The 13,793-nt window shown below is 72.4% G+C and carries 13 protein-coding genes; 5 read left to right on the top strand and 8 right to left on the bottom strand.

Going from position 1 to position 13,793, the window contains the following annotated elements:
* Positions 1 to 91: 91 nt before the first annotated feature.
* Entirely contained in the window at positions 92 to 850 is a 759-nt protein-coding gene (locus tag FBZ33_RS16830) for an ABC transporter ATP-binding protein (protein ID WP_141909790.1), read from the top strand.
* Positions 847 to 3,378 carry an FtsX-like permease family protein gene (locus tag FBZ33_RS16825; RefSeq protein WP_141909789.1) on the top strand — a complete coding sequence of 844 codons (2,532 nt, stop codon included), beginning with the start codon at positions 847 to 849 and terminating at the stop codon, positions 3,376 to 3,378. The genes FBZ33_RS16830 and FBZ33_RS16825 overlap by 4 nt, the downstream gene beginning before the upstream one ends.
* Before the next feature lie 54 nt (positions 3,379 to 3,432).
* On the opposite strand, the gene FBZ33_RS16820 is transcribed toward FBZ33_RS16825, so the two are convergent.
* Complete coding sequence (locus FBZ33_RS16820) at positions 3,433 to 3,855, bottom strand: DUF2000 domain-containing protein (RefSeq protein ID WP_141909788.1); 423 nt, start codon at positions 3,853 to 3,855, stop codon at positions 3,433 to 3,435.
* A 50-nt stretch (positions 3,856 to 3,905) separates the two neighbouring features.
* Between FBZ33_RS16820 and FBZ33_RS16815 the strand changes: the two genes are divergently transcribed.
* Positions 3,906 to 4,739: an AraC family transcriptional regulator gene (locus FBZ33_RS16815; RefSeq protein WP_141909787.1), complete on the top strand. Its 834-nt coding sequence runs from the start codon at positions 3,906 to 3,908 to the stop codon at positions 4,737 to 4,739.
* Here FBZ33_RS16815 and FBZ33_RS16810 read toward each other — a convergent pair.
* From FBZ33_RS16810 to FBZ33_RS16780, 7 genes are all read right to left on the bottom strand, one after another.
* Positions 4,717 to 5,550, bottom strand: coding sequence for a helix-turn-helix transcriptional regulator (locus FBZ33_RS16810; RefSeq protein ID WP_088951813.1), 834 nt, complete (start codon positions 5,548 to 5,550; stop codon positions 4,717 to 4,719). The genes FBZ33_RS16815 and FBZ33_RS16810 overlap by 23 nt on opposite strands.
* Positions 5,551 to 5,716: 166 nt before the next feature.
* Complete coding sequence (locus FBZ33_RS16805) at positions 5,717 to 7,141, bottom strand: aldehyde dehydrogenase family protein (RefSeq protein ID WP_141909786.1); 1,425 nt, start codon at positions 7,139 to 7,141, stop codon at positions 5,717 to 5,719.
* An 84-nt stretch (positions 7,142 to 7,225) separates the two neighbouring features.
* Positions 7,226 to 8,191, bottom strand: a complete 966-nt coding sequence (locus FBZ33_RS16800) for a zinc-binding alcohol dehydrogenase family protein (protein ID WP_141909785.1) — start codon at positions 8,189 to 8,191, stop codon at positions 7,226 to 7,228.
* Positions 8,188 to 8,550, bottom strand: a complete 363-nt coding sequence (locus FBZ33_RS16795) for a hypothetical protein (RefSeq protein ID WP_141909784.1) — start codon at positions 8,548 to 8,550, stop codon at positions 8,188 to 8,190. Before FBZ33_RS16795 ends, FBZ33_RS16800 begins: the two co-directional genes overlap by 4 nt.
* Positions 8,547 to 9,413: an extradiol ring-cleavage dioxygenase gene (locus FBZ33_RS16790; protein WP_141909783.1), complete on the bottom strand. Its 867-nt coding sequence runs from the start codon at positions 9,411 to 9,413 to the stop codon at positions 8,547 to 8,549. Before FBZ33_RS16790 ends, FBZ33_RS16795 begins: the two co-directional genes overlap by 4 nt.
* Before the next feature lie 30 nt (positions 9,414 to 9,443).
* Entirely contained in the window at positions 9,444 to 10,214 is a 771-nt protein-coding gene (locus tag FBZ33_RS16785; protein WP_088951811.1) for a citryl-CoA lyase, read from the bottom strand.
* Positions 10,199 to 11,335 carry a CaiB/BaiF CoA-transferase family protein gene (locus FBZ33_RS16780; protein WP_141909782.1) on the bottom strand — a complete coding sequence of 379 codons (1,137 nt, stop codon included), beginning with the start codon at positions 11,333 to 11,335 and terminating at the stop codon, positions 10,199 to 10,201. The genes FBZ33_RS16785 and FBZ33_RS16780 overlap by 16 nt, the downstream gene beginning before the upstream one ends.
* Positions 11,336 to 11,533: 198 nt before the next feature.
* Here FBZ33_RS16780 and FBZ33_RS16775 point away from each other — a divergent pair, with 198 nt between their 5' ends.
* On the top strand, positions 11,534 to 12,970 hold the full coding sequence (locus FBZ33_RS16775) for an amidohydrolase family protein (protein WP_088948610.1): 1,437 nt from the start codon (positions 11,534 to 11,536) through the stop codon (positions 12,968 to 12,970).
* 3 nt (positions 12,971 to 12,973) lie between these two features.
* Positions 12,974 to 13,777 (top strand): IclR family transcriptional regulator C-terminal domain-containing protein, encoded by an 804-nt coding sequence (locus FBZ33_RS16770; RefSeq protein WP_088948609.1) that lies wholly within the window; start codon positions 12,974 to 12,976, stop codon positions 13,775 to 13,777.
* Positions 13,778 to 13,793: the final 16 nt, after the last annotated feature.

Genomic DNA, 13,793 nt, shown 5'->3' with positions numbered 1-13,793 from the left:
CGGCGACCGCGATACCCGGCCCCGGGCCGATGCGCCCACCCGTCGGTGGCGGCGAGGCTTCCCAGGTCACATCGCAGCCACTGGAGGAACAATGACGACCCACGCCCCACCGGACACCAGCCAAGCGGCCGTCGCCGCCGTCGACCTGGTGAAGGTGTACGGCAGCGGGGACACCGCGGTCCGTGCCCTGGACGGTGTCTCGGTCGGCTTCGGTCGGGCCGAGTTCACCGCGATCATGGGTTCGTCCGGGTCCGGCAAGTCGACCCTGATGCACTGCCTCGCCGGCCTCGACACCGCCACCTCCGGCCGTGTCCTGCTCGGCGGCACGGAGCTGACCGGCCAGTCGGACCGGACGCTGACCCGGGTACGCCGGGAGCGGATCGGGTTCGTCTTCCAGTCCTTCAACCTGCTGCCGCAGCTGACCGCCGCGCAGAACATCACCCTGCCGCTGGACCTCGCCGGCCGGCAGCCCGACGCCGAACTCCTGGCGCGCCTGGTCGACCTGCTGGGCCTCGGCGACCGCCTGAAGCACCGGCCGAGCGAGCTGTCCGGCGGTCAGCAGCAGCGCGTGGCGCTGGCCCGGGCGTTGGTGGCACGGCCCGAGGTGGTCTTCGCCGACGAGCCGACCGGCAACCTCGACTCCCGCTCCGGCGCGGAGGTGCTCACCATCCTGCGCGACTCGGTACGCGACCTCGGTCAGACCGTCGTCATGGTGACCCACGACCCGATCGCCGCCGCGTACGCCGACCGGGTGGTGCTGCTCGCCGACGGTCGGATCGCCGGCGAGATCGACAAGCCGGACCAGGGTTCGGTCACCGACGCGCTGCGTGATCTGGCGGCCCGCGCATGAGGGCGACAGTGCTGCGTACCCAGACGAGCGCCGCGGCCCGACGACCCGGCCGGCTGATCCTGACCGGTCTGGCGATCCTGGTCGCGTCCTTCGTCGTCTTCGGCACCGTGCTGGTGCAGCAGATCACCGAACGAACCGTGCGCGACAACCTGAGCGGCACCCCGGCCGCCACCGACCTGGTGATCGGCGACCTCGACCACGCGCCACCCACTGTGGCGGATCTGGAGCGCGTCCGCGCCGTGCCCGGTGTGGCCGAGGCGGTGAGCCGGGTGTCGACCGGGGTGTCCATCGGTGAGGGGTACCTGAACCTCCAGGCCGATCCGGGCACCGGCCCGCTGACCAGGGTCCGGGTCATCGAAGGCAGCTACCCCGACGCCCCCGGCGAGATCGCGGTCACCCCGCGAACCGCCGAGCGGCTCGGGCTGCCGGTCGGCGCCACGACCAGCGGCACGGGCGGTGAACTCACCACGCCCGCCCGGCTCACCGTGACCGGGTTGGTCGACAGCGCGGCCGACGCCGGGTACGACGCGTACGCCCCGGACAACGTCGTGACGTCCTGGGGACGCCTGACGGCCCTGGAGCGCGTCGACGTGCGGGTGGCGCCGGGCACGTCGACGGAGACCATCCGCCAACAGGTGGTCGCGGCGGTCGCCGGCCAGCCGATCCGGACCGGTGCGCAGGTACGCCAGGCGGAGGCCAACGCGGCGGCCGAGGAGGTCGGCAGGCTCTTCATCCTGGTCGGCATGTTCGTCTCGATCGCTGTCGTCGCGGCGGCGCTGGTGGTCACCTCGACCTTCCGCATCGTCTTCGCCCAGCGGATGCGGCAGCTCGCGTTGCTGCGTGCGGTCGGCGCGGACCGGGGCGCCCTGGTGGGGGCGATGACCGCCGAGGGGGCGCTGACCGGGCTGGTCGCCGGCGTCATCGGGGTGGCCAGCGCACTCGCCCTCGGGTACGCGCTGCCGGCCATCCTGCGCGCCTCCGGCATGGCCGTCTCCTCGCCGGGCCTGCCACTGGCGACGGCGGGCGTGGTGGTGATCGGCGCTGTCGTGGTCACCGTGCTGGCCGTCCTGGCGCCGGCGCTCTCGGCCGCCCGGGTCTCCCCGCTGGAGGCACTGCGGACGGCGAGCACCACCTCCGGCCGGCGCGGCATCGGGGTGCTCCGCCTGGTGTTCGGGCTGCTCCTGGCAGTCGGCGCGGTGCTGGCCGCCGTCGTGACGGTCAGCCAGTTGCCGGAGCCGGACCAGTCGACGTACGACCCTGTGATGCCGCTGCTCCTGCTGGTCGGGTCCGGCGGGTTGGCGTTCTTCGCGCTGGTGGCCCTCGGGCCGCTGCTGGTGCGGCCGGTGCTGGCCGTGGTGGGTTGGCCGCTGCGCCAGCTCGGACCGCTCGGGCGGATGTCGGTCGGCGGGATCGGTGGGGCGCCGCGTCGGGCGGCAGCGGTCTCCGTCGTCGTCGCGCTCGGCGTCACCCTGATCTCCGGGGTGGTCATCGGCGGCGCGTCGCTTCAGGTCCTCGCCGACCGCGAGGTGGCGCTGTCCGCGCCGACCGACTTCGAGGTCACCAGCAACGGCGGGACGCTGCCGGGGGCCCTCGTCACCCAGGCGAAGACGGCGGACGGGGCGCTGGCCCGGGTGGTGCCGTACCGGCGGGTCGGCGACGTCACCCTGACGCGCGGCGGTGATCAGCTCGGCGACATCGAGTCCGGTTACCCGACGAGCGACCTGGACGTGGCCGCGTTGCCGACGATCCGGGACCTGGACGTGGCGCAGGGTGCCCTGGCCGATCGTGGTCCGGGTCGGATCGTGCTCGCCGGTTGGGTCGCCGGGGACGCCGGACTGCACGTCGGCGACACCGCCACGCTCACCCTCGGCGGGCGGACCGTGGACGTACGCGTCGCCGCGGTCCTCCCCGCCGAAGGCCCCCTGCACGTCGGCATCCTGGCCGACCGGGGGGACCTCGACCGGCTCGGCGTTCCCACGGCGTACACCGGTCTGCTGGCCGACGCGGCCGGAGCCGGCGAGGACGGCCGGACCGCCGGTGTGCGGGCGCTGCGGCAGGCGATCGCCGGCACCGACGGGGTGGGCCTCGCGGTGCTCGCCGACGAACGGGACCGCAACGACGCCCTGGTGCGCACCCTGATCTGGATCGCTGTCGGTCTGGTCAGCCTGACCGTGCTGATCGCCGTCGTCGGCGTGGGTTCCACCACCGCGCTGTCGGTGGTGGAGCGGATCCGCGAGTCCGGGTTGCTGCGGGCGATCGGCCTGTCCCGGACCGGCCTACGCACCATGTTGACCGTCGAGTCCGGCCTGTACGGGGTGATCGGTGCGACCATCGGTCTGCTGCTCGGCGTCCCGTACGCCTGGTTGGCGGTGCACGCCCTGGGGATCAACGCACCGCTGACCGTGCCGGTGCTGCCGCTGGTCGGGCTCTTCGTGACGCTGGTCGCGCTGACCGCGTTGGCCGGAGTGCTGCCGGCACGGCGGGCGTCGCGGGTCAGCCCGGTGGCGGCGTTGGGGGCCGACGGCTGACCACCACGGGTCGGCGCCGGAGTGGGGCGCCGACCCGTGGTGACACGGTCAGTGTCACGGGTGCATCGACGCGCCCTTGAGCACCTTGTCCACCACGTTGCGCGGGGCGTGCAGCGCCAGGCCCACCAGGTCGAGCTTCTCCCGACCGACCGCCTGCACGGCCGCGCGGTTGTCCCGGTCGTTGCCGGTGGCGAACAGGTCGGCCGTGAAGACCGCGAGCCCCAGCCCGCGGGAGAGGGCCCGCGAGTGCGCGCCGACCAGCGTCGCCCGATCGCCGGCGAAGACCAGCACGGGCTGGCGAAACATCGGCAGGTACCGGGTGCCGTCCGCGTCGCGGTACTCCTCGCCGAGCAGCTCCGGCTGGGCGTTCGCAATGCCGCTGACCAGGAAGGCGGTGACGTTCAACCGCTGCCAGCTCGCCAGGTCGTCACGGAGCAGCACAGCGATCTTGGTGGGAAAGCGGATCGGTTCGGTCATGGCGTCGAGCCTGCCCGCCCCGAGACAGACTGGTCTTGTACGTTCTTAGCGTGGCCACCCGCCCGGCGGGCTCGCACGTCAACGCGTGGCGACCCCTGGTAGCCGGGGTCGCCGAGGTCTTCCACGCCCATTTCGTGGACCACGCCTATCCCCGACACATCCACGACGTGTGGACGCTGCTGATCGTCGACGACGGAGCGGTCCGCTTCGACCTGGACCGGCACCGGCACGGTGCGCTGCGCACGTCGGTCACCCTGCTGCCGCCGTACGTGCCGCACGACGGCAGCTCCGCCACACCGGGCGGGTTCCGCAAACGGGTCCTGTATCTCGACACCTCGGCGCTCGGTGCCGAGCTGGTCGGCCGGGCGGTCGACGAACCGGACCTGGCCGACCCGCAGCTACGCGACCGGATCCACCACCTGCACCAGGTGCTCGCCGCACCCGGGGACGAGTTCGAGGCCGAGAGTCGGCTCGCGCTCATCCTGGAGCGGCTGCGCGGCCAGCTCCGTCAGCGCCCCCCGGTCGAGGGCCAGCCGGCCGGACCCGGCCTCGCGGTGCGACTCCGGGAGCTGCTGGACGCCCGCACCGTCGAGGGCGTCACGCTGGGCGAGGCCGCCGAGCTTCTGCACGCCCACCCGACCCACCTGGTCCGGACGTTCACCCACGTGCACGGCGTGCCGCCGCACTCGTACCTGACCGGCCGCCGGGTCGAGCTGGTCCGTCGCCTGCTCCTCGCCGGGCAGCGACCGGCCGAGGCCGCCGTCGCGGCCGGATTCTTCGACCAGGCGCATCTGACCCGCCACTTCCGGCGGTACCTGGGCGTCAGCCCGGCCCGCTACCTCGGCGGGCCGGTCACCGGGATCAGACGAGCTGGCCGCCGATGACGGCGAGCAGCCGCAGCTTCTCGTCGCTCTCCGAGCCGGGCACGGCGGTGAAGACCAGCAGCGTCTGGGAGTGGTCGGGGTCCACCAGGGTCTGGCAGTGCAGCTCCAACGCCCCGACCTCCGGGTGCAGGAAGTGCTTCGACGGGCAGTAGCCGGTCGGCACCGGGTGCTCGCGCCACAGCTGCGCGAACTCCGGGCTCCTGGCCAGCAGGTCGTCGACGAGGGCGGCGGCCCGCGAGCCGCGCCCGTCACGGGTGTACGACGCCCGCAGGTCCGCCACGAGCAGGCGGCTCTGCGTCCGGTGATCCTCCGCCGGGTGCAGTTGCCGCGCGGTCGGGTCGGTGAACCAGCGGTGGTGCGCGCTGCGCGCCAGCCCGGCGTACCGGGTCTCGTCGCCGAGCAGGGCGACGGCCGGCGCGGTCTGCGCCAGGGTCTCGCCGAGGTGGTTCACCACCTGGGCCGGGGTGTCGTGCATCCGGTCGAGGATGCGCATCATCCCCGGGTTGACGTGGTCGGCCCGTACCGCCCGGTGGGGGATCGCGTGGCCGGCGAGCTGGAACAGGTGGTCGCGTTCGGTCAGGGAGAGCCGCAGGCCACGGGCCAGGGCGGCGAGCATCTGCTCCGACGGGTGCGGCCCCCGCTGCTGCTCCAACCGGCTGTAGTAGTCGGTGGACATCCCGCTCAACGTGGCGACTTCCTCGCGCCGCAGCCCACCGGTACGCCGACGCGGCCCCCGGGGCAACCCCACGTCCTCGGGCTGGAGCGCCTCCCGTCGGGTGCGCAGGAAACTGGCCAGTTGGGCGCGGTCCACGGTGTCTCCGATCACTGCGTGCCGGCAGGGGCCGGCCTTTTCACTGCAACAGGCGAGCCCGGCGACGGTGTTCCGCCTGCCCCAAGATCGCGCGGGATCCTGGGGCAGGCGGGCCAGCGGGACGCGGGGCCGGTGCGTCCCGCGGGTGGGGGGTTGTCCGGTTCGGTCAGCGCTGGATGGACTTGGTCTCCAGGAACTCCTCCAGGCCGAAGCGGCCGAACTCGCGGCCGTTGCCGGACTGCTTGTAGCCGCCGAACGGCGCGAGCGGGTTCCAGTGCCCGGCGTTCACGTCGACCTGGCCCACGCGCAGCCGCCGCGCCACGGCGAGGGCGTGCTCCGGCTCGCCGAAGACACCGCTGGTCAGGCCGTACAGGGTGCCGTTGGCGATGGCCACGGCCTCCTCCTCGTCGGCGTACGGGATGATCGTCAGCACCGGCCCGAAGATCTCCTCCTGAGCGATCGCGGAGGACGGGTCGACGTCGGCGAAGATCGTCGGCTGGACGTAGGCGCCGTTCGTCAGGCCCTCCGGCCGGTCCGGCCCGCCGAACACCAGCCGGGCACCGTCGGCGCTGCCCCGCTCGATGTAGCCGACGACCTTCTGCCGGTGTGCCTCGGAGGCCATCGGACCGATCCGGGTGGCCCCGTCGTTCGGGTCGCCGACGGTGTACTGCTTCGCCGCCTCGACGGCCAACGCCACGACCTCGTCCTGACGGGAGGCGGGCACCAGCATCCTCGGCCACGCGCCGCAGACCTGACCGCCGTTGCTGAACGCCATCATGAGACCCCGCTCGACCGCGGCGGGCAGGTCGGCGTCGTCGAGGATGATGTTCGCGCCCTTGCCGCCCAGCTCCAGCGCGACCCGCTTGACGGTCGCCGCGGCCACCGAGGAGATCCGCTGCCCGGCACGGGTGGAGCCGGTGAACGAGATCATGTCGATGTCCGGGTGGGCGGAGATCGCCTCCCCGACGACCGCCCCGGTGCCGTAGACGACGTTGAACACACCCGCCGGTACGCCGGCCTCGGCGGCGACCTCGGCGAGGATGCGCGCGGTCAGCGGGGCGTTCTCGGACGGCTTGAAGACCATCGTGTTGCCGGCGAGCAGCGCCGGCGCCAGCTTGGAGACGATCTGCTGCAACGGGAAGTTCCACGGTGTGATCGCACCGACCACACCGATCGGCTCACGGACGATCAGCGAGTTGCCGACCTCCTCGGTCCACGCGAAGTCGTCGGCCAGGCCGGCAACCGACTCGACCACCGCGGCCGGGAAACCGACCTGGGCGGTCCGGGACATCCCGATCGGAGAGCCCATCTCGGCGGTGATCGCCTGGGCGATCTCCTCCGTGCGGGCGGCGAGGCCCGCGCCGAGGCGGCGCAGGACGTCCGCCCGGTGCTGCGGCGTGGTCGCCGCCCAGGCCGGGAAGGCTGCCCGGGCGGCGGCGACGGCACTGTCGACGTCATCGGCGGTGCCGGCCGGGGTCTCGGCGACGACCTCGCCGGTGGCGGGGTTCACGACGGGAAGGGTGCCGGCGGAGCCGGCGACGGTCTCGCCACCGATCCAGTGGCCGGTGACGGCGTAGGTGGAAGTTGTCATGGACCGACCGTCGCACCGGCCCGGCACCCCAACCAGGTGCGCTCTATCCAGGGTCTCGCGGTCCCTGGCTGGGACCCGGCCCGGTCAGAGCGCCAGCACGATTCGCCCGGCGGCGATGCCGGCGTCCTGCCGGGCCCAGGCGTCCGCGACCGAGTCGAACGGCACGATCTCGTGGTCGACGGTGAGCCGCCCCGCCGCCGCGTGCCCGGCCACCACGCCCAGCGCCGCCGCCCGTTGCGCGGTCGACAGCCCGTTGTTGGTGTAGCCGACCATTCGCAGCGAGCCGCCGCGCAGCACGGCGGACTCGATCGGCGCGGTTGCCCCCGCCGCGCTGCCCAGGTTGACCAACCGGCCACCGGGGCGCAGCACCCGCAGGGCCGCCGCCGCCGGGACACCGAAGACCGGGTCGAGGACGAGGTCGACCGGACCGTCGGCGACCTCACGGAGTCGGTCGGCCATCGACGCGACGTCGTCGTCGGGCAGCAGCGGGATGGCGACCGCCGCGCCGAGCTCCTCGGCGCGGGCCCGTGCCGAGGCAGAGCGGGCCACGGCGATGACCCGGCGGGCGCCGCCGAGCAGAGCCAGCTGGACGGCAGCCTGGCCGACCACGCCGCCGGCCCCGAGCACGATGACCTGCTCGCCGGCGGTCAGGCCACCGCCGTGGGTCAGCGCCGCGTGGGCGGCCACCGCGGAGAGACCCAGGGCCGCGAGCAGGGTCAGCGGTACGCCGGACGGCAGCGCCACCACGTCGGCGGAGGGCACCGCGACGGTGGTCGCCATGCTGCCGTCGACGCCGGACCTCATCCCGGCCGACGTGCCGAACCAGACGGCCGAGCCGTCGGCGAGCCGGCCGACACCCTGCACACCCGGCACGTACGGGGTGCTCGGCGCGCCGAAGTAGCTGGTGCCGCTGGCGCAGAGCAGGTCCAGCGGGGTGATCGGCAAGGCCTCGACGGTGACCGCCACCTCGTCGTCGGCCGGCACGGGCGCCGGCCGCTCGGTGATCGTCGGCGGTGTGCCGCAGGCGTTGAGCACTGCCGCGCGGATCACGTCGCGATGTCCGGGTAGGGCATCGGGAAGTGCGCCAGCCGTGCGCCGTAGGACTTCTGGTATTCCAGCGGCTCGGTGTTGTCCCGTTCGAAGAGGGCGATGAAGAGGGTCAGGGTGAGGAACGGGTGTGCCCCCAACTCGAACAGCTTCACGTGGTCGTGGGTGGCCAACGCTTCCCGCTCCACGTCGTCGAAGCGCAACCAGGTGCTCGCCTCGCCGGTGTGGCAGTTCAGCACTGTGTTGGCGCACTCGGCCTCCCACCAGGTGACCAGGTCACGCGGCTCGCTGCGGTAGCGCTCGACCAGCTCGGGGTCCCGGTCGACCATGAAGAGGAACTTGTTCAGCAGGTACTTGCTCATGCCGCTGGCGCTCCGTTCGGGTACCAGGTGAAGTAGGCCTCCATGGTGTGGAACAGATCGAGGGTGTCGACGTGGTCGGCCTTCGCGCCGGCCCCGGCCACGCCCATCATGAGCATGAAGTCCATGAAGCCGTGGGTGGCGTTGCCCGGCGAGTGCAGGCTGTCCAGCGTGACCTCGCGCAGGCAGCCGTCCAGGTCGCCGTTGGCGATCCACTCGACGGCCCGCTGGTCGAACTCCGGGTCCGGGCCGTGCGGGCCGAACTGCCGGGGGCCGCCCAGCTCCAGTGACAGGTGACCGGTGCCGATCACGGCCACCCGCAGGTGCGACGGCCACGACTCGACGATCTCCCGGATGGCCTCGCCGAGCTGCACGAAGCGCTTCGGCTGCGGCAGCGGCGGCGCGAAGATGTTCGTGTAGATCGGCACGATCGGCAGGTCGGCCTCGGGCCGCAGCGTGATGATCGGGCAGGTGATGCTGTGGTCGATGCGCAGCTCGTTGCTGAACGCGAGGTCGAAACCGGAGTCGAGCCCGGCCCGCAGGATGTGCCCGGACAGGTCCTCCTGGCCCTTGAGCAGCATCCGGGGCAGCCCGAACTCGCGTTCCTCGTTGTACCAGTTCGCGTCGTACGAGGGTGCCTTGCCGACCAGGAACTGCGGCATGTTGTCCAGCCAGAGCTGGTGGAAGTGGTCGGAGCCGACCATCACCAGCACGTCGGGCCGGGCCCGGGTCAACGTCTCCCGGAAGGCCAGGATCTTGCTGGTCCACTCGTCGGCGAACGGCGGCCGGTCATCGCCGGTGGCCGTGCTGGCCCGGTAGTAGAAGGGGTGGTGGGTGGAGGCGATGACCGCTACGACGGTGGCCATTGGGCTCCTTTCGCTGGCAGCAGAGGGGGATCAGGGCTCGTAGACGGCGTTGCGGTCCACGGTGCGGTAGATGTCCATGCCGAGCGGGCGGCGCCGCTCCTCGGCGAGGTGCCCGAGCAGCCCCGCCGCGCGGGCCAGCAGGGCGAAACCGCGCAGCATCTCGACGGGGAGCCCGAGGTCGGCGAGCGCCGCCCCGCAGACCCCGGCGCCGTTGAGGGGCAGGGTCCGGCCGAGCACCTGCGGGTGCACCCGCCCGATCGCCTCGAACAGCCGCAGGTGCGGGCCGTGCAGACCCTCCTCGGTGGCGATCCGGATCAGCACGGGCGTGCGCGGGTCCTGCTCCTTGTGCACCGGATGCCCGAGCCCGGGGACCAGTCGGCGCTCCTGCCTGGCCCGGGTGACCGCGTCGAGCGCCAGCGCGTCGTAGTCGGTCACCTCACCGGCCCCCGCGAGGGTGTCGGCGAGGAAGCGTCCACAGTCCTCGGTGACACCGAGGAAGCGGGAGCCGCCGCCGAGCAGGCCGGCGGCGAGCGCGCCCTGCAACGACTCCGGCGCCGACAGGTACGTCAGCCGGGCCGCGATCGCCGTCGGGGTGAAGCCGTGATCGGCGAGTGCCACCAGCACCGCCTCGAAGACCCGCACCTCACCCCGGGTGGGCCGGCGGCCGGCGACCAGCCAGTACGCCAGCTCGCCGAAGCCGACCTCGCCCATCAGGTCGCCGGCCAGGTCCTGCCCGAGCAGGGAGATGCTCGTCGGGTCGGACGTGCCGATCCCGGTCGGAAAGCTCAGTTCTTCAGCCACGCGCGGATCTCCTCGCCGTGTTCGTCGAGCCCGGGCGGCGGCAGCTCGTAGCGCGCCGGGGTGTCGGAGAAGGTGATGGGGTTGCGGACGCCGGGCACGTCACCGACGGCCACGACCGGATCGAGCCCCAGCTCCTCGGCGAGCGCCACGCCGCCGTCGATGGTGTTGATCGGCGCACAGGGGACGCCCGCGGCGAGCAGGTCCCGGAACCACTCGTCCTTGGTCCGCTGGGCGAGTCGTTGCACCAGCAGCGGTCGGAGCTCCTCGCGGTTGGCGGTGCGGTCCTGGTTGCGCCCGAAGCGCGGGTCGTCGGGCAGCTCGGGCAGGTCGAGCACCTGGCAGAGCTTGCGGAACTGCCCGTCGTTGCCGGCGATGACGATCAGCTCGCCGTCGGCGGTGGGCAGCGGCTCGTACGGGAAGAGGCTGGGGTGCGCGTTGCCCATCCGGAACGGGACGGTGCCGCCGGCGACGTAGCCGCTGGAGTGGTTGACCAGCCCGGACAGCGCCGAGCTGAGCAGGTTGACCTCGACGTGCTGACCCCGCCCGGTCTCGCCACGGTGGCGCAGCGCGGCGAGGATGCCGATGTTCGCGTGCAGCCCGGCCATGACGTCGAAGACGGAGATCCCGGCCCGGTACGGCGAGCCGTCCGGGTCGCCGGTGAGGCTCATCAGGCCCGAGATCGCCTGCACCATCAGGTCGTAGCCGGGGAAGTCCCTACCCGCGCCGGTGCCGAAACCGCTGATGCTCGCGTACACGATCCTGTTGTTGCTCGCCGCGACGCTGTCGTAGTCGAGGCCGAACCGCGCGAGGCCGCCCGGCCGGAAGTTCTCGATCATCACGTCGGCGCGGCGGGCCAGCTCCTGCGCGGCGGCCACGTCGTCCGGTTTCTTGAGGTCCAGGGCGACCGACCGCTTGTTGCGGTTGATGCCGAGGTAGTACGTCGAGACGCCGTTGCGTGTGGGCGGCATCCAGGTGCGGGTGTCGTCGCCACCGGGACTCTCCACTTTGATCACCTGTGCGCCCAGGTCGGCCAGGAGCATCGTCGCGTACGGCCCGGCGAGGATCCGGGAGAAGTCCGCGACGAGCAGGCCGGCCAGTGGCCCCGTCGATTGCTGCACCATGTTTCCGCCCGTCCTGCGGACACCTGTCCGCCCGAACAGCTTGCGATACCGCAGGGGGCCTGTCAACGGTGCATTCATCGCGCGGAAACACGCTCTTGACACGTCTCGTGACCGGGACCACACTTGCGCCACTCGGGCTGGCCGCACAGCGGACAAGAGTCCGGGCTCCCCTCGTACCCCGGAAAGGAATGGGTGGCGATGAGCGCAACCGACCGGCCGGTGGTCTTCCGAAACGGCCTGGTTCTCACCATGGACGACGCCCACACGGTGCTGCCCGGCGCCGACGTGCTGGTCGTCGGCGACCGGATCGCGGAGGTCGGCGTCGGCCTCACCGCGCCCGACGATGCCCTGGAGATCGACGCCACCGGCGGCATCCTGATGCCGGGCATGGTCGACACCCACCGGCACATGTGGCAGACCGCCATGCGTGGGTACGGCGCCGACTGGACCCTGACCCAGTACTTCGTCTGGTACTACCTCGAATCCGGCAAGCTGTTCCGTCCCGAGGACGTCTACGCCGGCAACCTGCTCGGCGCCATCGAGGCGATCGACGCGGGTGTCACCACCACCGTCGACTGGTCACACGGGCTCCAGACGCCCGAGCACGCCGACGCGGCGGTGGACGCCCTGGAGGCGGTCGACGGACGGTTCGTGCTCGCCTACGGCAACATCCAGCAGGGGCCCTGGCAGTGGGCCACCTCGCCGGAGTTCCGCGACTTCCACCGCCGCCGCATCGACGGCGGCAAGCTGGCCGGCTTCCAGATGGCGTTCGACGTCACCGGTGACCCGGCCTTCCCGGAGCGGGCCGCCTTCGAGGTGGCCCGGGAGTTGGGCGCCGCGGTGACCACCCACGCCGGAGTCTGGGGCGCCACCAATGACGACGGCATCCGGCTGATGCACGAGAACGGGTTCATGACCCCGTCGACGGTCTACGTGCACGCGGCGACGCTCACCCATGACTCGTACAACCGGATCGCCGCGACCGGCGGCTCCGTCTCCGTCTCCACGGAGAGCGAGCAGAGCGCCGGTCAGGGCTACCCGCCCACCTGGCAGTTGCGCCACCACGACATCCCGGTGTCGCTGTCGATGGACACCAGCGTGTGGTGGAGCGGCGACCTCTTCTCGGCGATGCGGAGCACGCTCGGCGCGGACCGCTCCCGCGAGCATCTGGAGGCGCACGCCAAACAGGAGACCATCACCCACTGTCACCTGCGCGCCGAGCAGGTCGTCGAGTGGGCCACCCGAGGCGGCGCCCGCGCGCTCGGCATGGACTCCACGATCGGCGCCCTCACCGCCGGCCGACAGGCCGACGTGGTTCTGATCAAGAACGACGCGTCGCCGGTGATGTTCCCGATCCTGAACCCGCACGGTCACGTCGTCTTCCAGGCCCAGCGCGGCGACGTGCACACCGTGCTGGTCGGCGGGCGAATCGTCAAGCAGGACGGCCGCCTCGTCGGCGTCGACCTCGCCGCCGCGCGGGCCGCGGTGGCCTCGACCATCGACCACCTCCGCGAGACGATGGGGGAGGAGGCGTGGCAGCGGGGCATGAACCCGGACGTCCCCGAGACCGCGATCCTGGAGAACCCCTACCAGTACACCGAGTGGGACGCCGGCTCGGCGCAATGGAAGCATTAGGACATGAGTGACAACGGAAGGGGCGCCGGGCCCGACTTCATCGAGGCTCTCGCCCGTGGCCTCGACGTCCTGCGCTCCTTCCGTCCGGCCTGCCCGTCGATGACGCTCAGCGAGATCGCCGCCGCCACCGGCCTCGCCCGGCCGACTGTCCGGCGCATCCTCATCACGCTCGAATCGCTGGGCTACGTCCGCGCGGTCGGCCGTGGCCACACCCTCACCCCGCGCGTCCTGGAGCTGGGGATGGCGTACGTCAACGCGCTGAACATGTGGGACGTGGCCCGCCCGCACATGGAGAAGCTGGTCGCGCAGACCAACGAGTCGACCTCGATGGCCCAGCTGGACGGCAGCGACATCGTCTACGTCGCCCGGGTGGCCGTCCCGAAGATCGTGACGCTCGGCGTCACCATCGGCACCCGCTTCCCGGCTCCCGCGACGTCGATGGGCAAGGTGCTGCTCGCGGCACTGCCACCGGAAACCCTGGCCGCCGTGCTCGCCGAGCCGACCCGCTCCGGCATCACACCACGCTGGCAGCCCTCCCCGGGCGACCTCGACGCCGTGCTGCGCGAGGTGCGGGCGAAGGGCTGGGCCCTCGCCGACCAGGACCTGGCCCCGGGAATCCGGTCCGTCGCGACCGGCGTACGTGACGGCGACGGACGTGTCGTCGCCGCCATCAACGTGACAGTGCACGCGGCCGAGACCTCGCTGGAGACCCTGCGGGAAGAGCATCTGCCGAGGCTGCTGCGCGCCGCCGCCGACATCGGGCACGACTGGGCGCTGACCGCCGCCGTGCCGGTGGTCACCGTCTAGGTGCGCTGGCCTGCCG

This window comes from Micromonospora sp. A202, from assembly GCF_006715105.1.
GTDB lineage: Bacteria > Actinomycetota > Actinomycetes > Mycobacteriales > Micromonosporaceae > Micromonospora > Micromonospora zamorensis.
The sequence above is the reverse complement of the archived record's forward strand: the minus strand, read 5'-3'. Positions and strand labels throughout refer to the sequence as shown.

Coding starts and splice junctions, on each gene's coding strand:
- FBZ33_RS16830 (WP_141909790.1), top strand. CDS start 92: ATGACGACCCACGCCCCACCGGACACCAGCCAAGCGGCCGTCGCCGCC.
- FBZ33_RS16825 (WP_141909789.1), top strand. CDS start 847: ATGAGGGCGACAGTGCTGCGTACCCAGACGAGCGCCGCGGCCCGACGA.
- FBZ33_RS16820 (WP_141909788.1), bottom strand. CDS start 3,855: ATGACCGAACCGATCCGCTTTCCCACCAAGATCGCTGTGCTGCTCCGT.
- FBZ33_RS16805 (WP_141909786.1), bottom strand. CDS start 7,141: ATGACAACTTCCACCTACGCCGTCACCGGCCACTGGATCGGTGGCGAG.
- FBZ33_RS16795 (WP_141909784.1), bottom strand. CDS start 8,550: ATGAGCAAGTACCTGCTGAACAAGTTCCTCTTCATGGTCGACCGGGAC.
- FBZ33_RS16790 (WP_141909783.1), bottom strand. CDS start 9,413: ATGGCCACCGTCGTAGCGGTCATCGCCTCCACCCACCACCCCTTCTAC.
- FBZ33_RS16780 (WP_141909782.1), bottom strand. CDS start 11,335: ATGGTGCAGCAATCGACGGGGCCACTGGCCGGCCTGCTCGTCGCGGAC.
- FBZ33_RS16775 (WP_088948610.1), top strand. CDS start 11,534: ATGAGCGCAACCGACCGGCCGGTGGTCTTCCGAAACGGCCTGGTTCTC.
- FBZ33_RS16770 (WP_088948609.1), top strand. CDS start 12,974: ATGAGTGACAACGGAAGGGGCGCCGGGCCCGACTTCATCGAGGCTCTC.